The organism is Nitrosomonas sp. Is79A3 (assembly GCF_000219585.1).
Taxonomy (GTDB): domain Bacteria; phylum Pseudomonadota; class Gammaproteobacteria; order Burkholderiales; family Nitrosomonadaceae; genus Nitrosomonas.
Window position 1 is genome coordinate 2,089,708 of sequence record NC_015731.1, and the last position, 18,887, is coordinate 2,108,594.

Sequence of the window (18,887 nt, forward strand, 5' to 3'; positions counted from 1 at the left end):
TGAACAATGAGTAATGAATAATAATGATAAGATTTAATATTCTAATAAGGTTTCCTTATAGATGATCGAACACAGTCACCTGAAAATCATTCAAGCCCTGCATGCAAACGGCACACTCACTGAAGCTGCCAATGCGCTATGTCTTAGCCAACCGGCCTTATCGCATCAAATCAGCTATCTGGAAAAGAAGTTAGGAGTAGCGCTATGGGAACGCGAAGGCCGCAGCCTGCGCCTAACTCAAGCGGGCACTCTGCTATTGGATGTAGCCAATCAGGTATTGCCAGTATTATCACAGGCAGAAAAAACGCTCGAAGCCTACAGCGAAGGCCGGCAAGGCATTTTGCGCATCGGCGTGGAATGCTACCCCTGTTTTGAATGGCTCACCGGCGTCATTGGACAATACATGCAACAAATGCCCGGCATCGATATTGATATCGTGCAGAAATTCCAGTTTTCCGGACTGGAAGGATTACTGAACCATCATATTGATGTATTGATCACACCCGATCTGGTCAAAAAGGAAAAGATCGGCTATGAAATCCTGGCGGAGTATCAACTGGTTCTGCTGGCAGCGGCCAACCATCCTCTGGCAGAGAGTAAACAACTCACCCCTGAGCTTTTGAGCAAAGAAACCTTATTAACTTTCCCGGTTCCACTGGAAAGATTGGATATTCTGACGCATTTCATGACACCCGCTCACCTGGAACCGGAAAAACTAAAACAGATCGAATCATTGGAAATCATGCTACAAATGACCGCACTTCAGCGCGGCGTTTGCGTACTACCTGAATGGCTGGCCGATATTAAAAACAAAGATTTTAAGTTCAATAAAATTCGTATTGGCAAGAAAGGGCTGTATCAGAAATTGTATTTAGCAATGCGGGAACCGGATAAAACGATTCCTTATATCCGACAATTTATCGCGGTGGGGCAGAAAACGGCCAAAAATTCACCTATATAATAACTCGAGAAGAATCAAGACAAAGCTTCTTGACAACAGAACTTTAGCTTCTCTCCTGAGCCGCACGGGCACTCGTCATATGGTCCCAATTTATGATGCCTTAATTCTTCATCTAGCGAGGTTCGGCTCCGTTTCCGCCACCGAGCAATTCGTTCTTCAGAGTTGTGAAGATCACCCCACACAATTGGCATATTCACAGAAGAAGTACTACGAGGAATAAAAAGTCCTGAAAATTGATCGCGCGCTCGCTGGAGTATAGAGGGAGGAAGAGCTTGGCTAAGCCCAGCATTGATCGCGGTAACGATTTGACTTCCATCATCGGCAGCAAGACGCTGTGCAACTTCGCAACGAAAGCTCGCTCCACCCGAAGATTCTCGAAATTTCAGTATACCAAGGAGTAAGCTTGGTTCTTTTAGTATTATTGCTCCGATATCTGAATTGAAACACCCTGTCAAAACATAACTGGCAGCGCTCTCAGTCCATTCTTTCGCTTCAACCGTAGAAAACGCAACACTCGCCAACTTTTCACTACCAAAAATCATTCTGGCTGAACTCGCCTGAATGTGCTGACAGATAATTCCGCTGCTTATCACTTTGGCAAGCCGGAGAATTGGGAATGACAACCACCGAGGGATAACATTTCTTGGTGTGCCTTGACTAACCCCTAACATGCGACGTATTGAAGGATTCATGAGTGCTCCACGTGTTTTTTCCGCAACTGACTCTGATAACTTCGCTTTCGACACATCAAAAACAGACGACTCAAGATGCTGGAAAAGCCTCTCAGCTTCATTCTCCTTACCTTTAACGGGCAAAAGCTGCTTACGGATACGTTCAGATATACTTAGCGAAGAAAATTCTCCACACAAACTATTATTTGAACCTTGACTCATCAATCCTAAATCACCAACTGGTGATCGTTCGTCAGCAAAAAAAACTGAAGGAGTCGGCGGAGGGATAACCAAACGAAGTGAACCGCTTTCGACAAAAATCCAAAACGCTTCGGGACCAAGAAGATTATGCACACGAACTAAATGGTCTATTGATATACAAACTATGTCGAAACATAGCAATCCAACAACAATATCATGCAAAGCCGAATAGTTATAAAGCTCAATCTCACCGTTAACATAGCCTTCCCCAACAATCAAATGTGGCTGAATAGCGCCCGGAAATGATTCTAAGTTAAATGTCTGAGAAGTTGTCCAAGTACCTGGGGTAATAAGATCGGCAATATAGTAGATGCTTTGCTGACTAGAAATTGTTTTTTCGTCCTCGTTCGCAGTTTGTATAGATTGACTTGGGGTGAAGTCAGCAATTACTTCTAAAATCTGAATGACATCACGGTGGTCGGTCGCATCAGCTTCATATCGTATTCGCCGTACTATTGCAGGAAGTTCGTTTCGTTCTTCCGATGTAACTATGAAATGCGGCCCCGTACCGAATAATGGGCGTATAGTCGAGCACGTCTGAAGGTTTTGAAACACGTACTCGTCTCGCAAACCGTATCCAAGAAACAACACGGTTGTATTCGAAAATATTGTCCGCATAGCTTCAAGATAAGCATTGTTCAATTGGAGCGACTCGTAGTCACTCTTTGAGAAAACCATGGACTCTACTGAACTGGCTGAACCATGTAGCTTGCAAATAAATCGAGATCGTTGATGAAGTAGTTGTGGAAGGCGTTCGATGTCAGAACGCTGAATAGTAAAATGTTCGGGTAAACTGTGTTCCAGCGCTTCGTCAACGTTGGTCGTAACAATGTACACATTCGGAAGTTTACATAGTGCCCTTATAAAACGTTTGTACACTCCGCTTGTATGTTGTGGACGAAACCGGTCTGACAGAAATGTGAAATATCGAGACTGGTTCACGAGACGCATCTGCTCAAATAACTCGGGATATTTGGCTTCTTTTAGTAACTTAGACGACAAGACCTTATCATAATCACGTTCTTCCCTTGAGAACATAGTGTGCATCCCAGCGGCCAGATCCAACCAGAACGGATAGCCTGCCCACGAGCTTACTCCGGCACCTACCCATATTATGAAAGGATGGGTTTGATTCCGCGCAATCGTTGTAAGTGAATTGAGCGCCTCAAAAGTCTCTTGATCATTATTAAACAGGTTGATACCTCCAGTTGATAATCGAATCGGTTTAACTCAGATTTCTCATCATTTACAGAAAAAGCAGCAATTTAACTTATACTTAATTAGTCAATATATTATCTGCTTGCAACGTTCAACATTAGCAAGAATTTCTTTTTCAATAGTAAATTCCATACATTCGGAATTTAAACACAAGAAATGGAATTTTTACCCATGCTTTCTTCGTTAATAAAGTTGCCAACTCGTTGCAGAGACGACTGCTGCTTGTTTGCCGAATTTTGAGACAATCTTTGAAACCATAAAATTACCGAAGAATTGGCAACACTAGGCACTCTGGTGTATTACTCAATACAGGGGCAACAGCACGAACACGAGACTATCAGAACGATGATGACTGAGTTTCAGGCAGTCGCCCTCTATATCTTCATTACTTTACAGAGTATGCGGTTAAACTATCACACTTTCTAAATTCCAATAGTGATTATGGACGAACAATCAAGCCTTTTAGCTTTATTTACCAGCAGTTTTCTCGCAGCCACGCTGCTTCCTGGTGGATCTGAAGCTGTACTCGTGGGTATCTTGCTGGCATACCCAGAACTGCATTGGCAAGCGCTGATTCTGGCAACTATAGGCAATACATTGGGTGGCATGAGCTCTTATTTAATTGGCCGGTTTCTACCGGATGAAAAAACATTATTGAAAAAATCGGGAGGTAGTACACGGGGATTGGAATGGGTGCGTCAGCATGGCACCCCTATTCTGCTGTTATCCTGGGCACCGCTGATTGGTGATCTATTATGTGTGGCTGCCGGTTGGCTACGAGCCAACTGGCTATGGGCTTTGGTATTTATTGCTGCGGGGAAGTTTGCCCGCTATTGGGTGATTGCTACAGCTATCAACTAATTGGAAGCACGATTCAGTTTATTCGTCAGTGTGAATAAACTGAATCGTTCAATTATTTAACCGAAATCAATTCTCAAACAGTTTCTGTAATTCACCGCTCTGATACATTTCAGTCACGATATCCGAACCACCTATAAACTCTCCATTCACATATAACTGAGGAATCGTCGGCCAGTTTGAATAGTCCTTAATACCCTGTCTGATTTCCGGATCTGCCAGCACATCGACAGAAAAAATATTATCAACACCACAAGCTTTCAGAATATTCACAGCGTTAGCCGAAAAACCACATTGCGGCTGATCAAGCGTACCTTTCATATAGAGCACAACCGGATGTGTGGTAATTTGTTGTTCGATTAAATCTTCAACATTCATAGTGTTAATTTCTCCAAAAGATCATTCCAAAAGTTTTTATACAAAAACAAAAAACAGCGTCAGTAGTGACTGTTAATACCTACTACTACATTATAAAATTCAATTGACCGCCGCTTACGCGCATTATGCCAGCCAAATCCGGGTAGGAACAAATATTACTAAAATCCCTATCCCCCAATAGTCGCCTGCACGCAGCGGCTTGATCATAGCCATGCTCTAGCAGCAACCATCCGTTATTAACAAGATAATCCGGTGCTGTAGCGATAATGTGGCGAATACATGCCAATCCGTTGTTACCCGTAGACAGCGCCATTTGCGGTTCAAAACGCAAATCACCTTGTTGCAGGTGCGGATCATTTTCTGCCACATACGGCGGATTTGATACAATCAGATCAAATTTCTCCCCGGAAAGTTCATCGAACCAGCTTCCTGTTCTAAGAGAAATATTATTCACTTCCAGATTCGCGGTATTCCACCGGGATACCGAAATAGCTTCCGATGACAAATCAATCGCAGTTATTTGTGATTGCGGGCGATGCTTTGCGATAGTAATAGCGATTGCGCCGCTGCCCGTTCCCAAATCCAGTACCTTACAAAACTGATTGTCCGGTATTAGTTTCAATGCCAATTCAACCAGCAATTCAGTCTCCGGGCGGGGTATTAAAACCGCTTCCGTGACTTTAAAAGTCAGATCATAAAAGTCTCGTCGCCCAATCAGATAGGCAACTGGCATACCCTCACTGCGCCGCTTAACCAAACGGGAAAATTCATCAGTCTGTTGCGAAGTTAGTACTTTATCCGGATGAGTCAGTAAAAAAGCATGCTCTACATCTAACACATGCTGTAACAGCAACCGCGCGTCTACGCGATCAATCCCTCGACACGCCGATGTTAATGCCTGTGTTATGGTTCCTGGTTGCATAGCCTCACATTGGCAAGATTAACTACTCTTGTACCGAGGCTGCCAATAGTTCTGCCTGATGTTCAGCCATTAATGCCGAACATAGTTCATCGATGTCACCATCCATAATCTGATCCATTTTATAGAGAGTCAGATTAATTCGATGATCCGTCACACGCCCTTGAGGAAAATTATAAGTACGAATCCGTTCCGATCGCTCGCCAGTCCCTACCAGCGACTTTCTCGTGGCGGCTTGTTCGGCATGTTGCGCTCGCATTTGTTTGTCATGAATACGGGCAGCCAACACACTCAGCGCTTGCGCTTTGTTTTTATGTTGCGAACGCCCATCCTGACATTCCACGACAATACCAGTCGGTAAATGGGTTATGCGCACCGCCGAATCGGTTTTATTAATATGCTGACCGCCTGCACCAGAGGCACGATAAGTATCAATACGCAACTCAGCAGGATTTAGCACCACTTCACTGACTTCATCCGCCTCCGGCATAACAGCTACGGTACACGTTGAGGTATGCACGCGTCCTTGCGTTTCGGTAACAGGTACGCGTTGCACGCGGTGGCCGCCGGATTCGAATTTAAGCCGGGAATACGCGCCCTGCCCAATGATTTTGGCGATAATTTCCTTATACCCGCCGATCTCAGACAAGCTTTGTGAAATAATCTCAACTTGCCAGCTGCGTCTTTCCGCATAACGGGAATACATACGAAACAAGTTACCGGCAAATAGAGCAGATTCATCTCCCCCTGTTCCTGCGCGTATCTCCAGGAAAATATTGCGCTCATCATTGGGATCTTTCGGGAGTAGCTGTTTCTGAATTTCCGATTCCAGCTTAACAAGCTTTTCTTTTCCGGCCTGTATTTCAGCTTCCGCAAAAGAACGCATTTCCAGATCGGCATGCATTTCCCGTGCGGTTTGTATGTCGCGCTCACTGAGCTGGTAAGCTCGGTAGAGTTCAACAATCGGAACAATCTCAGCATGTTCCCGTGTGAGCTTGCGATAGTTATCCAGATTGGAAGTCACGGATTCGCTGCTCAGCAATTGATTTAATTCTTCCAAACGCACACTCAAGCGAGTGAGCCTGTCCGTGATATTTCTGTTCATTGCGGGCGGTGCAATTGGTAGAGTCGATTAATCAACTCGACTAATTCCTCGCGTTCATCAGCCGTTGCATGATTCAACACACTGGAAGGCACATGTAAGAATTTATTAGTAAGACTATTACTCAGAGATTCAATCACTTTCTTAGGATCTTCACCCTTTTCCAATAGCTTGCTTGCTCGCGCCAGTTCATGACGGCGATAACGTTCACCCTGGTCACGTAATGCACGAATGGTCGGAACCATTTCTCGTGTCGCCAGCCAGCGCATAAAATCCACCACATTGGAATCAATAATGGTTTCAGCTTGAGCAACTGCACTTTGACGCGAATCCAGACCTTCTTTTACGATTTCGGATAAATCATCGACATAATAAAGAAATACGTCATCCAACTCCGCCACTTCAGATTCAACATCGCGCGGCACGGCCAAATCCACGATAAATATAGGCCGGTGCTTACGTATCTTGATCGCGCGTTCAACCATGCCTTTACCGAGTATCGGTAAAGGGCTTGCGGTACAGGTTACAACAATGTCATGGAGTGCCAGCTGTTCCGGCAAATCGCTCAAGGTTATAGCCTGTGCATTAAAACGACTGGCTAATGCTTCAGCACGTTCCGTTGTACGGTTAGCAACAGTGATTTTTTTTGGATTACGTGCGGCAAAGTGATTGGCGCATAATTCAATCATCTCCCCAGCACCGATAAACAAAACGCGTTGATCGCTGATATCACCAAAAATCCGTTCCGCCAAACGTGCAGCAGCAGCAGCCATCGATACCGAATTAGTGCCAATTTCAGTCGATGTGCGGACTTCCTTGGCGACATAAAATGTTCGTTGAAACAGTTTATGCAACATTAAACCCAGAGTGCCCGCATGTTCTGCTGATTTTACAGCGCTTTTTAACTGACCCAGTATTTGCGGCTCACCCAGCACCATAGAATCCAATCCGCTGGCAACGCGGAATGCATGCTTCACCGCTTGCTCGCGCGGGAATTTGTATAAATAGGGATCCAGCTCACCGGTCTGGAGATGATGAAAATCCGCCAGCCAAAACATGGCGTCTTCCGGTTTGTCCGTACAGCAATAAACCTCGGTACGATTACAAGTGGATACAATAGCCGCTTCTTTGATGGGGTTTCGCCCAACCAGATCACGTAATGCGTGCTCCATTGTATTTTCAGGAAAAGTAACCTGCTCACGCACATCCAGCGGAGCAGTATTGTGATTAATACCAAAGGCGAATAACTGCATGAAAGATAATGTTAGTCTATGAGAGCAAATGGTAAGAAATAGCTAAGCATTATAATATTAGGATCCCTTAAATACCATCAATGAAAAACATTTATTTTTATATTCCTTGTCTACTGCACAACAATTCCATTAGTGCCATGGTGTAATCGGAATAATTGAAATACTATTTTTAGGCGAACCCTCAATAATCCGGTCGCTATAAGTCAAATAAACTAGAACATTTCTTTTTGCATCATAAAACCGAACTACTTGTAGTGACTTAAACAATAGCGATGTGCTTTTTTTAAAAACTTCTTTACCATCTTCCTGACCATTCTTAACTTTTTCCGGTAAAGAAATCGGTCCAATCTGACGGCAGGCGATAGAGGCATCGGAAGTATCCTCAGCAATACCCACTACGCCACTAACCCCTCCTGTTTTAGCTCGACTTAAATAACAGGTCGCTCCCGCAATCTCAGGATCGTCAAAGGCTTCAATAACAATCTTATCGTTGGCTCCCAACATTTTGAATTTGGTTGAAACACTCCCAATTTGTTCTCCCGCAACGATGCTGGACGTCGATAGAATTAAGATCAGAGTCAACAAGACATTCAATGCGTTTTGTTTTTTAATATTTACCTGACATTGCATAGATTCTCTCCTAATGACTTGAAACATTCAATTTTCAATATTTGCATCCAATGCGGTGCTTCCTTAAACATACGTTGCATAACGATTACCTGATCCGTCTTAAATCATTTGAATATTGAGTCTAACGAAACGAGTTAGTTTCATTTTCATATTATTAAGCTTTAAAATTCAAAGTAAATATTTTTAACAATATTTTCAATCCGACCAGTCTGTGCGAATGGTGTATCCGGTTAGTTATGGATATGCTTATGAATCTAAAATGGATTAACTGAAATAACAGAATGGTAATACTCAGAAATCTGGTAGGCGCGATTGGATTCGAACCAACGACCCCCACCATGTCAAGGTGGTGCTCTAACCAACTGAGCTACGCGCCTGGGAAGAGCGGATTCTAACCGAAACAGCTAACTGCTACAAATGATATGTGCATTTGCAGCTAAAATAATGTTAGACAACTACGCGCTAGCAGAAAATCACGCAATAAGTTCAACTTTACCGCTATCCAAGTGGTAAATGCCGCCCACAATGCGAATTCTCTTTTGGTCGTGGTAGAAATCCAAGATAGGTGTTTTGCTTCGCAGTCTTTCGACTGTCATGATGACATTCATTTTAGTTACATTAATTAATCGGCTGCTTGATGTATCACTCACCGCTCTGACAGCAGGAGCAATTGCACTGGCCAATAATTGGATATGACCCGGAAAATGTTTGTGATGATCAACCGCATCCATTGCTGCTTTCACCGCACCGCAACTTTCATGGCCAAGAACCATAATTAATGGCGTGTTCAGAACAGCAACCGAATATTCAATAGTAGCTATGTTATCGTTAGTCAAATAATTACCGGCCCCGCGCGCAACAAAAAGATCGCCCTGCGCTTCGTCAAAACAATGCTCCGGACTGGCTCTGGAATCAGAACAACCCAGTATTGTGGCATACGGATTTTGACCGCCAATCAAAGCTGATTGTATATCATGAAAATCCAATGGCTTGGATTTCCCAGAAACATAGCGTTCGTTGCCTTGCATCAGTCTTTCCAATGCTTGATCTGGTGTTAAAACATTTTCCGGTTTCGGTGGAAGTGCGCGGGAAGTATTAGCGGATTTGCTCGCACTGGCATTTGCGATCTCCGCACGAATCATTCCAAGGCCTAAAGCAGTTGCTGCAGATAACTTGAGAAACGATCGCTTGCTGACATTTAAATTACAGTCTTCGGTCTGATTATTATTTTTTTGTTCGCATCGATAACACATATTAACGCCCCATGTTCAGAATTAACTAAAGTAATCAATTTTATACCTTTTGGTACGATCGATTGTTAAGTCAGGTTTGGCTTTGCGATAGCTAGTTACTGAATCTGGCGGCTATTTAAGAAAGGCAACATACTCTGTCTTTTCATTTGATTGATTACTATCACGTGATATCACGTAAAGCCAAATTGTCAATAATGTCCAAAAACTGAATTTCGAGTATACTGCCCCGCTGCAAGCGTTATCCAGTAAAAGAAAATTGATCTGGAAGCAATGTGTTAACACAGAATAAGAATTCTACATTTATAAATAATGAATTGGCATTTGCCAGGGAGAATTTATGTACAAGCTATTACCAAGCGTTTTATTATTTTTGATACTTACCATGCCGTATAGTGTCTTTTCCCACGAGGGAGAAGACCATTCACACGACACCCCCGCTGCTGAACCTTCATCACAATTGGAGAGTGGTAATGGGTGGCGAGTTGTTCGTTCTCTTGAGATAGGCACTTCTGGAAAATTCGTTCACATGGTACTTATTGACCATAGTGTTTATACAGATAAAACTATTTATAGCGCTGCTATCAATAGAATTTGCCCCTCCGATACCGAATTTTGCAGAATCAGGTTCTGGAGCCAAGAGCGTTTTATACCGGAAAAAGTTTCTCTAACAACCGAACAAAATAAGCAATTAAAAGCTGAATATCTAGTAAATAAGATCGCTGGCACGCATCATTTACGTTGGTCTTGCAGCGTTGATCCCGATAAGAAACATTGCTTCTAGAATCAAAACGCCGCAATAACACGCAATAAACTTGGATAAGTAGTGCAAAAATAAAAGAAATTACGTTATTCGAATTTTAGATATGCAAAGCACGCTTATCCACGCCAAGAGCAGCTTCATGAAACACTTCCGATAAGGATGGGTGAGCATGAACAATACAAGCAATATCCTCACTGCTGGCCGAAAATTTCATCGCCATTACCGCTTCTGAGATAAGTTCTGAAACATGCGGCCCGATCATATGAACTCCCAACACACGATCCGTTTTTTCATCTGCTAATATTTTAATAAACCCGCTGGTCTCGCCCATGGCGCGTGCACGCCCATTAGCGATAAAGGGAAACTGCCCGGCTTTATAGGTGATGCCCGCAGCTTTCAATTCCTGTTCATTCTTCCCTACCCAGGCAATTTCGGGTGCGGTATAAATAACCCAGGGTATGATATTAAAATCGACTGTCTCATTTTCACTAACCCGGCCTTTCTCAAAATGCATGATCATTTCAGCCACGGCCACACCTTCTTCAGATGCTTTATGCGCCAGCATTGGGCCGCGCACCACGTCTCCCACCGCATAAACGTTAGTCAGATTGGTGCGGCAGTATTGATCAACCGCAATAAATCCGCGCTCGTCCAATAGCAAACCGTTATCTTTAAAGCCCAATCCTGTGGTATTGGGAATGCGGCCAATGGCGATAATTAATTTATCGACTTCTAAGATCTGTTCCTGATTGCTGGAATCGCTGTAATTAACAACCACATTATTCTTGGATGTTTTGATCGATTTGATGCTAATTCCGGTATTGATCTGTAAACCGGATTCTTTGGCAAAGAGGCTCTTAGCCTCTTTGGCGACCTGTTCATCAGCCGCCATCAGGAATCCGGGCATCGCTTCCAGAATGGTAACTTCTGCCCCTAGCCGGCGCCATACACTACCCATTTCCAGGCCGATAACACCTGCACCAATAACACCCAACCGGTTGGGTGCTTCCGTTAACGCTAAAGCACCGGCATTATCCAAGATCCTGTCATTATCGATCGGTGCGAATGGTAACGATCGGGGTACCGAGCCGGTTGCTATGATGACATGCTTTGCCTGAACTGTTTCAGTATTGCCACTATCGTCAACTTTTATCTGCCAAGTAGTTGCAGACGCTTCCCGCTTTAATAGTGTTCCTTTGCCATGCATCGACTTAACTTTATTCTTCTTAAATAACGAGGCAATACCGGTAGTAAACGTGGTAACAATTTTGTCTTTGCGCGCAATCATGACGGGAACATCCACGGATACATTTTCCGTTGTGATACCGTGAGCGGATAACTTATGTTTTGTATGATGATAATTTTCTGAAGATTCCAGCAAAGCTTTCGATGGAATACAACCTACATTTAAACAGGTACCGCCAAGACTTGCCTTACCTTTTGGATTTTTCCATTCATCGATACAAATCGTATTCAAACCAAGCTGTGCGCAGCGGATCGCCGCAACATACCCTCCTGGGCCCGCACCAATAACTGCTACATCAAACGTTTCTGACATGATTAAAACCTTATGAAAAAATCTTATTAATGATGAAGTGATTTTAAATTAAAACAGATTGTGTTGTTTATGATTCGTTTTGATAGCTAAATAACAAGTCTACTGAAATGGGAGTTCCTGACTTTCACATCCAATCGCGCCAATCTCACGCACTGCTTGGACATATTCACCATTTTCGTGCAATTTTGTCAGTGAACCAAAATTATTCCTGGCATGCATACGGGCAAGGCGAGAAAGGCTTGTCGCCGGCATCTCCCAATGCAATCCGGTTAAAATTTCATCTGCGCCTGCGGGATTATTGCAAACCAATATCATGTCACAACCTGCGGTGAGCGCTGCTTGTGCCCGCGAAAGCATTGATTCCAGATAATCGCCAGCGCCACGCATACTCAAATCATCACTAAAAATACAACCTTCGAATTGTAATTCCGCACGTAAAATTTTTTGTAGCCAAATTGTCGAGAAGCCAGCAGGTTTTTGATCAATTTCTGGATAGATCACATGTGCCGGCATTATTCCAGCCAATCCTGAATCAATCATGTGTTTGAATGGCATGAGGTCATTCATTTCAATATCGATATACCGGCGCTGATCAATTGATTTTTCCAGGTGCGAATCGGTTTGGATATAGCCGTGACCTGGAAAATGTTTTCCTATCGCCAACATGCCGCCCTTTCTGAGACCAAGCATTAGATTATGCGCGAGAGCTGAAACCGCGTTAGGATCATGGTGAAAAGCACGATCACCGATAACACAGCTTTGCCCATGATCAAGATCCAGTACCGGCGTGAAGCTGAAATCCACACCGCAGGTGTTTAACTCCGCAGCTAGAACAAAGCCAACCTGTTTTGCAAGATGGCGTGCACGGGTGGGTTGCTTATCCCAGATTTTCCCTAATTCACGCATGGCAGGCAATCGTGTGAAGTCTTTCTGGAAACGCTGAACCCGGCCACCTTCGTGATCAACTGCGATCAGCAAATGGGGGTTTCGTAACGCATGAATCTGTTGCGTTAATTCCGTCAGCTGGCGATTGTTGGAGTAATTTCGTGCAAAGAGTATGACGCCACCCGTGAGCGGGTGCAAAAGTCTTTTTATGTCATCTTCGGTCAGTTGTGTACCGGCGATATCGAGCATCACTGGTCCAAGTGACATAATTACTTCTCCAGTACGACAAAAGCGCAAGCCATATTTATTTCATCACTGATGGAGAGATGATGTTGCGTAATACCTTTGTCGTTGATTAATTGATTGAGTTCAGGATGAAATTCAAAAAACGGTTTTCCCAAGTTATCATGGGTAATCGTAATATAAGTCAAATTAACCGGATGGCGCAAACCTGTTCCCATCGCTTTAGACAGTGCCTCTTTGGCAGCAAAGCGGCTGGCTAGAAACAAAACGGGCTTACTGCTTGAGTGATATTCCGCCCATTCGCTATCGGTTAATATACGTCGCGCAAACCGTTCTCCAAAACGATCCAGCGATTGTGCAATCCGAGACGATTCTACAATATCGGTTCCAATGCCATAGATCATTCACGCGCCTCAAGCATGAGTTGTTTCATTTCATGAACTGCTTGCTTAAAACCAACAAAAATAGCTCTGGCAACAATAGCGTGACCGATATTCAGTTCGGATATCTCCGGTAGGGCAGCAATCGGTTGAACATTTACATAGTGCAGACCATGCCCGGCATTAACTTTTAAACCAAGATCAATGCCCATTGCAACCGCCTTCTTTACTTCGGAAAATTGCTTTTCTTGCGCTTCCGGAGTAACTGCATCGGCATAACTACCCGTATGGATCTCGATGACGGGCGCACCGGCGCGAGCCGCTGCATTGATTTGTAGCGGATCGGCATTGATGAAAAGTGAAACGCGTATTCCCGCTTCCCCTAATTTTTGGCAGACACGTTTTATCTGATCAAAATATTTCACGACGTCAAGCCCGCCCTCTGTCGTCAACTCCTCACGCCGCTCAGGCACCAGGCAAATATCATGCGGTTTTATTTTAAGTGCAATAGCGATCATTTCTTCAGTCACGGCACTTTCAAGATTCATTCTTGTTGTTAACCGGTCACGCAGAATCTCCACATCGCGATCTTGAATATGGCGGCGATCTTCACGCAAATGCAATGTGATGGCATCAGCACCGGCTGATTCAGCGATCAGTGCCGCTTCTACTGGATCCGGATAGCTGGTTCCTCGTGCCTGTCGTAATGTAGCCACATGATCAATATTGACGCCTAATTCAATCATAATTTAAGTTTCCCAAAATGCCAGCCAGTAAAAATAACTTAGATCTGTTTATTCATAACCTAGATTTCTCAATACACTTTCACTATCCGCCCATCCGCTTTTCACTTTTACCCAGACCTCCAGATATACTTTACCCCCCACTAGCAACTCCATATCCTTACGTGCCTGGCTGGCTATTTGCTTTAATTTCTCACCTTTCTTTCCAATAATAATCGCTTTTTGATTCGATTTTTCAACAAGGATAGTTGCATAAATCTTGTGCAAATCACCCTCCAGGTTAAATTGATCCACCACGACACTGGTTGAGTAAGGAATTTCATCACCGACCAAACGAAACAATTTCTCACGAATAAATTCTCCCGCAATAAATCGCTGACTGCGGTCCGTTATTTCATCTTTATCAAACAAGGGCCGGTTAACTGGCAGATAGGTGCGGATTGTAGTAAGCAGCTCTGGCAATTGCATTTTATGTATGGCGCTAACCGGTATAATAGTTGCAAATTCGAATGTTTTCGACATCTTACTTAAGAATGGCAACAATTGATTCTTGTCAGCCAGCTTGTCAATTTTATTGATTACTAAAATAACCGGGACATTCTTTGGAAGAATTTTTAGGGCGGCTAGATCGCGTTGATCAAAATGCATTGCTTCAATAACAAACAAAATAACATCCACATCTTGCATACTTTGCGTTACCACACGATTCATTGCAGTATTTAAACGGTTAGTATATTGCGTTTGGAAACCGGGTGTATCAACAAAAACAAATTGTGTTTGTTCATCCGTTAAAATGCCGTTAATACGGAAACGAGTGGTTTGTGCTTTCTTGGAGGTGATGCTGATTTTCTGCTGCAGCAACTTATTCAGTAATGTCGATTTACCAACATTTGGCCGGCCAATAATAGCAATGTAGCCAGTTCGAAAATTGGCCTCAGTGGTCATTCTGACAAATCATAGCTATTAACGTAGTAACATTCATTTTAGGAGTAATCATGATGCGGACATGCTTCTTCATAGGCTAATTTTGCTGCTGCCTGCTCTGCACTACGGCGGCTCGCACCTTCGCCTAAGGTGCGAATATTAAACATAGGTATCACACATTCCACTTTAAATTTCTGTTTATGTGCTTTGCCACTAGTTGTAACCACAACATATTCCGGCAATGCCATTTTCTGGCTTTGCAAGAATTCCTGTAATAAAGTTTTGGGATCTTTGCCTTGTGTTCTAAAATCAATACTTTGCATAAATGGTAAGTAAAGCGTCCTAATGACATCTTCAGCCCGTGCATAATTACTATCCAAATAAATGGCACCCAATACCGCTTCCAAAGCATCAGCCAGAATGGAGGGGCGCTGACAGCCGCCGCTCTTTAACTCGCCTTCCCCTAATCTTATCAGCTTATCCATCTGCAAACTAAGCGCCATATCAGATAATGCCTGCTGATTAACAAAATTGGCGCGAAGCCGTGATAAATGCCCTTCCGGTAAATCCGGAAAGTATTTATAAATTAACCCGGCAATTGCACAATTCAATACAGCATCGCCCAGAAATTCGAGGCGTTCGTTGTGAAATGCGCTATGACTTCGATGTGTCAGTGCTTCTTGCAGCAATTTACGTTCTGTAAAAGAATAGCCTATGCGATTGCAGAATGTATCGAGTAAAAATTGATAATTACTTGGTATTGTGTCATGTGGCATCGTATTGCCTGATATCAATCGCTAATGGCTTCAAAATCTATATTTAATGATAGATTGGCAATGAGTGGAATTTTTGTTGTATATTCTGCGCTCAAAACAATACGGCCATTTTCCTTATTGATTTTAATATCCTGCCCGCTAATGGATTTAATATTATCAATTGAAGCGCGTTTATTAAACGATAGTCTTATCTGATTCAAATCCATACTCTGCGAATTAGTGTCCTTGATTATCGCTGTTAAGTTTTTTTGGATCGTGGAATACTCAATATAAGCCGGAGCAATTCTCAAACCGGAAATAGCAATCAAAATCAAGATCACAGACCACACCAGCAAACTGGACAAACTGATGCCTTGTTGTTTCTGTAGCGACTTGTGATATCTCATGCATTACTCCTCACCCAAGAGAAAGCTTCAAGTATTATTTTATAGACAGGCCAATTCGACCAAAATCACCAAAATTCCACCAAATTATAAAAGCCTTACCAACGATATTCTCTTCTGGAACAAAACCCCAATATCGGCTATCGCTACTGCTGTCGCGATTATCGCCTAGGGTAAAATATCTTCCTGCCGGTACTTCACAAGTAAACCCTGTACGGCGATACTTACAGTTATCTCGAAACTCAAATTCCCTGACATTGGAATATTGAAGCCCTTTCACTTCCTGATTAATCAGAATGGAATGGCTATCTTCGTTCAAATATTCGGAAAATCTGTCGGAATAAATATATCCAAACCCAGATTCAACATATTTGTAATCGCCTTCGTATTCCATTTTTATCACCTCACCATTAATAATCAATTGTTTATTATGATAAGTGATCACATCGCCAGGTAAGCCGATGACTCGCTTGATGTAATCAATCGATGGATCCTCCGGATAACGAAATACCAGTACATCGCCGCGCTTGGGTTCATTCATATCCATGATTTTCTTGTTGAGAACTGGAAGACGAATGCCATACGTGTATTTATTGACCAGAATGAAATCACCGACTAATAATGTCGGTATCATTGAACCAGAAGGTATTTTGAATGGTTCGATGACAAATGAGCGCAGACTGAAAACAATCAGAATGATTGGAAAAAAACTTTTAGGATATTCTACCCACCAAGGCTCACTTTCACCTGCCGCGCGTTTTTTCTTCCAAAACAGGTAATCTAATAAACAAATACTACCGGTGATTACTAGCAGCACAAACAGAATCAAAGGAAAATTCATTTTGATTCCTTTGATAACACATTAAATATCGCATTAAAGCGATTCAGCTCTAATTCAGAATTCAATACGCGAACTGTACTTTTACTATTCATTATTTATTATCAACCTGCAAAATTGCCAGAAATGCTTCTTGCGGAATTTCTACATTACCAACCCGTTTCATTCTCTTTTTACCTGCTTTTTGTTTCTCCAGCAACTTTCGTTTACGGGATATATCGCCACCGTAACATTTTGCCAACACATTCTTACGTAACGCCTTAACCGTCTCACGCGAAATAATATGCGCGCCAATCGCTGCCTGCACTGCGATATCAAACATCTGACGAGGAATTAATTGGCGCATTTTTTGCACTAACTCGCGGCCTCGATATTGACTGCTGCTTCGATGGATAATTAAAGATAACGCATCGACTTTCTCGCCATTAATCAAGATATCCAGTTTCACTAAATCTGAAGCGCGAAATTCTTTGAATTCATAATCTAACGAAGCATAACCGCGGCTGGTCGATTTCAAACGATCAAAAAAATCCATCACGACTTCGTTTAAAGGCATTTCATAGGTGAGCATGACTTGTTTACCCATATACTGCATATTCGTTTGATTACCGCGCTTACTAACGCACAATGTAATCACTGCGCCAACAAATTCTTCTGGTACTAGGATCGTTGAAGTAATTATGGGCTCACGAATCTCAGCGATTTTAGAAAGATCAGGGATTTTTGATGGGTTTTCAATTTCAATTATCGTGCCATCGCGCATCAGTATCTGATAAACCACTGTCGGAGCAGTAGTAATCAAATCCATGTCATATTCTCTTTCTAGCCGCTCCTGCACGATATCCATGTGCAGCAAGCCAAGAAAACCGCAACGAAAACCGAAACCAAGCGCTTGGGATACTTCTGGTTCAAAATGGAGTGATGAGTCGTTTAGTTTCAGTTTTTCCAGTGCTGAACGCAAAGCATCATATTGATTGGATTCGATGGGATACAACCCGGCGAATACCTGCGGCTTTATTTCTTTAAAACCCTGCAACGGTGTTTCAGCTGGACGGATTGCTGATGTTACCGTATCACCTACTTTTGCCGCATCCAATTCTTTGATGCCGGAAATGATAAAACCAACTTCTCCCGCGCTTAGCGTTTCACGGTAAAGTGATTTGGGCACAAACACACCCACATGCTCACACAGCTGCACTGCCTTGCTGGCCATCAGTAAAATCTTATCACCAGGCTTTATTGTCCCATCCATGACTCTGACCAATATAACAACGCCAACATAATTATCAAACCAAGAATCGATAATCAACGCTTTTAGCGGTGCATTAGGATCTCCTTTCGGTGCGGGAATTTTTGCAATCAGTGCTTCTATAACATCCTCGACACCTTCTCCGGTTTTTGCGCTGACTCTAACCGCATCATGCGCATCAATGCCAATTACCTCCTCAATGTTGCCAATAACGCGTTCAGGATCGGCAGCCGGCAAATCAATCTTATTTAAAACTGGGACAACCTCAACACCTTGCTCAATCGCGGTATAACAATTAGCAACTGTCTGCGCCTCAACACCCTGTGATGCATCCACAACGAGAAGCGCTCCCTCACATGCTGCAAGTGAACGAGAAACTTCATACGAAAAATCAACATGCCCGGGTGTATCAATTAAATTCAATAAATAAGTCTCACCACTTCTTGCCTTATAGTGCAACGCCGCAGTCTGTGCTTTGATGGTAATGCCTCGTTCACGCTCCAAATCCATGGAATCCAGCACTTGTTCTTCCATTTCACGATCGGACAGGCCGCCGCATAAATGAATAATGCGATCCGCCAATGTGGATTTGCCGTGATCAATATGTGCAATGATGGAAAAATTACGGATATGCTGCATCAGGA

General features: G+C 43.1%; 19 protein-coding genes and 1 tRNA gene. 3 read left to right on the forward strand and 17 right to left on the reverse strand.

What is annotated here, in order from left to right; genetic code table 11:
- Nucleotides 1-61: 61 nt before the first annotated feature.
- Nucleotides 62-961, forward strand: coding sequence for a LysR family transcriptional regulator (locus NIT79A3_RS09570; RefSeq protein WP_013965998.1), 900 nt, complete (start codon nt 62-64; stop codon nt 959-961).
- Between the two features lie 14 nt (nt 962-975).
- Here the strand turns inward: NIT79A3_RS09570 and NIT79A3_RS09575 are convergent, their stop codons facing one another.
- On the reverse strand, nt 976-2,931 hold the full coding sequence (locus tag NIT79A3_RS09575; protein ID WP_013965999.1) for an SIR2 family protein: 1,956 nt from the start codon (nt 2,929-2,931) through the stop codon (nt 976-978).
- Between the two features lie 621 nt (nt 2,932-3,552).
- Here NIT79A3_RS09575 and NIT79A3_RS09580 point away from each other — a divergent pair.
- A complete protein-coding gene (locus NIT79A3_RS09580) occupies nt 3,553-3,972 on the forward strand; it encodes a YqaA family protein (protein ID WP_013966000.1) in 420 nt (139 codons plus the stop codon).
- A 66-nt stretch (nt 3,973-4,038) separates the two neighbouring features.
- Here the strand turns inward: NIT79A3_RS09580 and grxD are convergent, their stop codons facing one another.
- The 7 genes from grxD to NIT79A3_RS09615 form a co-directional block, all read right to left on the reverse strand.
- Nucleotides 4,039-4,347 (reverse strand): Grx4 family monothiol glutaredoxin, encoded by a 309-nt coding sequence (gene grxD, locus NIT79A3_RS09585; protein WP_013966001.1) that lies wholly within the window; start codon nt 4,345-4,347, stop codon nt 4,039-4,041.
- Between the two features lie 85 nt (nt 4,348-4,432).
- Nucleotides 4,433-5,269: a peptide chain release factor N(5)-glutamine methyltransferase gene (gene prmC / locus NIT79A3_RS09590; RefSeq protein WP_013966002.1), complete on the reverse strand. Its 837-nt coding sequence runs from the start codon at nt 5,267-5,269 to the stop codon at nt 4,433-4,435.
- A 22-nt stretch (nt 5,270-5,291) separates the two neighbouring features.
- On the reverse strand, nt 5,292-6,371 hold the full coding sequence (prfA, locus tag NIT79A3_RS09595) for a peptide chain release factor 1 (protein WP_013966003.1): 1,080 nt from the start codon (nt 6,369-6,371) through the stop codon (nt 5,292-5,294).
- Complete coding sequence (gene hemA, locus NIT79A3_RS09600; RefSeq protein ID WP_013966004.1) at nt 6,368-7,621, reverse strand: glutamyl-tRNA reductase; 1,254 nt, start codon at nt 7,619-7,621, stop codon at nt 6,368-6,370. Before hemA ends, prfA begins: the two co-directional genes overlap by 4 nt.
- 129 nt (nt 7,622-7,750) lie before the next feature.
- Complete coding sequence (locus NIT79A3_RS09605; RefSeq protein WP_013966005.1) at nt 7,751-8,251, reverse strand: CreA family protein; 501 nt, start codon at nt 8,249-8,251, stop codon at nt 7,751-7,753.
- A 300-nt stretch (nt 8,252-8,551) separates the two neighbouring features.
- A tRNA-Val gene (locus NIT79A3_RS09610) sits at nt 8,552-8,628 on the reverse strand.
- A gap of 96 nt (nt 8,629-8,724) precedes the next feature.
- Entirely contained in the window at nt 8,725-9,504 is a 780-nt protein-coding gene (locus NIT79A3_RS09615) for a carbonic anhydrase (RefSeq protein WP_013966006.1), read from the reverse strand.
- 337 nt (nt 9,505-9,841) lie between these two features.
- Here NIT79A3_RS09615 and NIT79A3_RS09620 point away from each other — a divergent pair, with 337 nt between their 5' ends.
- A complete protein-coding gene (locus NIT79A3_RS09620; RefSeq protein ID WP_013966007.1) occupies nt 9,842-10,285 on the forward strand; it encodes a hypothetical protein in 444 nt (147 codons plus the stop codon).
- Nucleotides 10,286-10,361: 76 nt separating this feature from the next.
- Here NIT79A3_RS09620 and lpdA read toward each other — a convergent pair whose 3' ends face one another.
- The 9 genes from lpdA to lepA all read right to left on the reverse strand — a co-directional run bounded on the left by lpdA (nt 10,362) and on the right by lepA (nt 18,885).
- A complete protein-coding gene (gene lpdA / locus NIT79A3_RS09625) occupies nt 10,362-11,822 on the reverse strand; it encodes a dihydrolipoyl dehydrogenase (RefSeq protein WP_013966008.1) in 1,461 nt (486 codons plus the stop codon).
- A gap of 99 nt (nt 11,823-11,921) precedes the next feature.
- Nucleotides 11,922-12,974 carry a beta-N-acetylhexosaminidase gene (gene nagZ, locus NIT79A3_RS09630; protein WP_013966009.1) on the reverse strand — a complete coding sequence of 351 codons (1,053 nt, stop codon included), beginning with the start codon at nt 12,972-12,974 and terminating at the stop codon, nt 11,922-11,924.
- A gap of 2 nt (nt 12,975-12,976) precedes the next feature.
- Nucleotides 12,977-13,354 (reverse strand): holo-ACP synthase, encoded by a 378-nt coding sequence (gene acpS, locus NIT79A3_RS09635; RefSeq protein ID WP_013966010.1) that lies wholly within the window; start codon nt 13,352-13,354, stop codon nt 12,977-12,979.
- Nucleotides 13,351-14,076: a pyridoxine 5'-phosphate synthase gene (gene pdxJ / locus NIT79A3_RS09640; protein WP_013966011.1), complete on the reverse strand. Its 726-nt coding sequence runs from the start codon at nt 14,074-14,076 to the stop codon at nt 13,351-13,353. Before pdxJ ends, acpS begins: the two co-directional genes overlap by 4 nt.
- Before the next feature lie 48 nt (nt 14,077-14,124).
- Nucleotides 14,125-15,018 (reverse strand): GTPase Era, encoded by an 894-nt coding sequence (gene era / locus NIT79A3_RS09645; protein WP_013966012.1) that lies wholly within the window; start codon nt 15,016-15,018, stop codon nt 14,125-14,127.
- A 38-nt stretch (nt 15,019-15,056) separates the two neighbouring features.
- A complete protein-coding gene (gene rnc, locus NIT79A3_RS09650; protein ID WP_013966013.1) occupies nt 15,057-15,773 on the reverse strand; it encodes a ribonuclease III in 717 nt (238 codons plus the stop codon).
- Between the two features lie 14 nt (nt 15,774-15,787).
- A complete protein-coding gene (locus tag NIT79A3_RS09655; RefSeq protein ID WP_013966014.1) occupies nt 15,788-16,159 on the reverse strand; it encodes a DUF4845 domain-containing protein in 372 nt (123 codons plus the stop codon).
- Nucleotides 16,160-16,193: 34 nt separating this feature from the next.
- Nucleotides 16,194-16,997, reverse strand: a complete 804-nt coding sequence (lepB, locus tag NIT79A3_RS09660) for a signal peptidase I (protein WP_013966015.1) — start codon at nt 16,995-16,997, stop codon at nt 16,194-16,196.
- Between the two features lie 91 nt (nt 16,998-17,088).
- The gene (gene lepA, locus NIT79A3_RS09665) at nt 17,089-18,885 is read right to left on the reverse strand and encodes a translation elongation factor 4 (protein WP_198009422.1); all 1,797 of its coding nucleotides are present in this window, start codon (nt 18,883-18,885) and stop codon (nt 17,089-17,091) included.
- Between the last annotated feature and the right edge of the window lie 2 nt (nt 18,886-18,887).

Bases quoted from the DNA above. Each gene is read 5' to 3' on its own strand.
- NIT79A3_RS09620 (WP_013966007.1), top strand. From the start codon at position 9,842: ATGTACAAGCTATTACCAAGCGTTTTATTATTTTTGATACTTACCATG.
- prfA (WP_013966003.1), bottom strand. From the start codon at position 6,371: ATGAACAGAAATATCACGGACAGGCTCACTCGCTTGAGTGTGCGTTTG.
- acpS (WP_013966010.1), bottom strand. From the start codon at position 13,354: ATGATCTATGGCATTGGAACCGATATTGTAGAATCGTCTCGGATTGCA.
- NIT79A3_RS09570 (WP_013965998.1), top strand. From the start codon at position 62: ATGATCGAACACAGTCACCTGAAAATCATTCAAGCCCTGCATGCAAAC.
- lepB (WP_013966015.1), bottom strand. From the start codon at position 16,997: ATGAATTTTCCTTTGATTCTGTTTGTGCTGCTAGTAATCACCGGTAGT.
- pdxJ (WP_013966011.1), bottom strand. From the start codon at position 14,076: ATGATTGAATTAGGCGTCAATATTGATCATGTGGCTACATTACGACAG.
- hemA (WP_013966004.1), bottom strand. From the start codon at position 7,621: ATGCAGTTATTCGCCTTTGGTATTAATCACAATACTGCTCCGCTGGAT.
- era (WP_013966012.1), bottom strand. From the start codon at position 15,018: ATGACCACTGAGGCCAATTTTCGAACTGGCTACATTGCTATTATTGGC.
- nagZ (WP_013966009.1), bottom strand. From the start codon at position 12,974: ATGTCACTTGGACCAGTGATGCTCGATATCGCCGGTACACAACTGACC.
- NIT79A3_RS09580 (WP_013966000.1), top strand. From the start codon at position 3,553: ATGGACGAACAATCAAGCCTTTTAGCTTTATTTACCAGCAGTTTTCTC.
- rnc (WP_013966013.1), bottom strand. From the start codon at position 15,773: ATGCCACATGACACAATACCAAGTAATTATCAATTTTTACTCGATACA.
- NIT79A3_RS09615 (WP_013966006.1), bottom strand. From the start codon at position 9,504: ATGTGTTATCGATGCGAACAAAAAAATAATAATCAGACCGAAGACTGT.
- grxD (WP_013966001.1), bottom strand. From the start codon at position 4,347: ATGAATGTTGAAGATTTAATCGAACAACAAATTACCACACATCCGGTT.
- NIT79A3_RS09605 (WP_013966005.1), bottom strand. From the start codon at position 8,251: ATGCAATGTCAGGTAAATATTAAAAAACAAAACGCATTGAATGTCTTG.
- lpdA (WP_013966008.1), bottom strand. From the start codon at position 11,822: ATGTCAGAAACGTTTGATGTAGCAGTTATTGGTGCGGGCCCAGGAGGG.
- NIT79A3_RS09575 (WP_013965999.1), bottom strand. From the start codon at position 2,931: ATGTTCTCAAGGGAAGAACGTGATTATGATAAGGTCTTGTCGTCTAAG.
- NIT79A3_RS09655 (WP_013966014.1), bottom strand. From the start codon at position 16,159: ATGAGATATCACAAGTCGCTACAGAAACAACAAGGCATCAGTTTGTCC.
- prmC (WP_013966002.1), bottom strand. From the start codon at position 5,269: ATGCAACCAGGAACCATAACACAGGCATTAACATCGGCGTGTCGAGGG.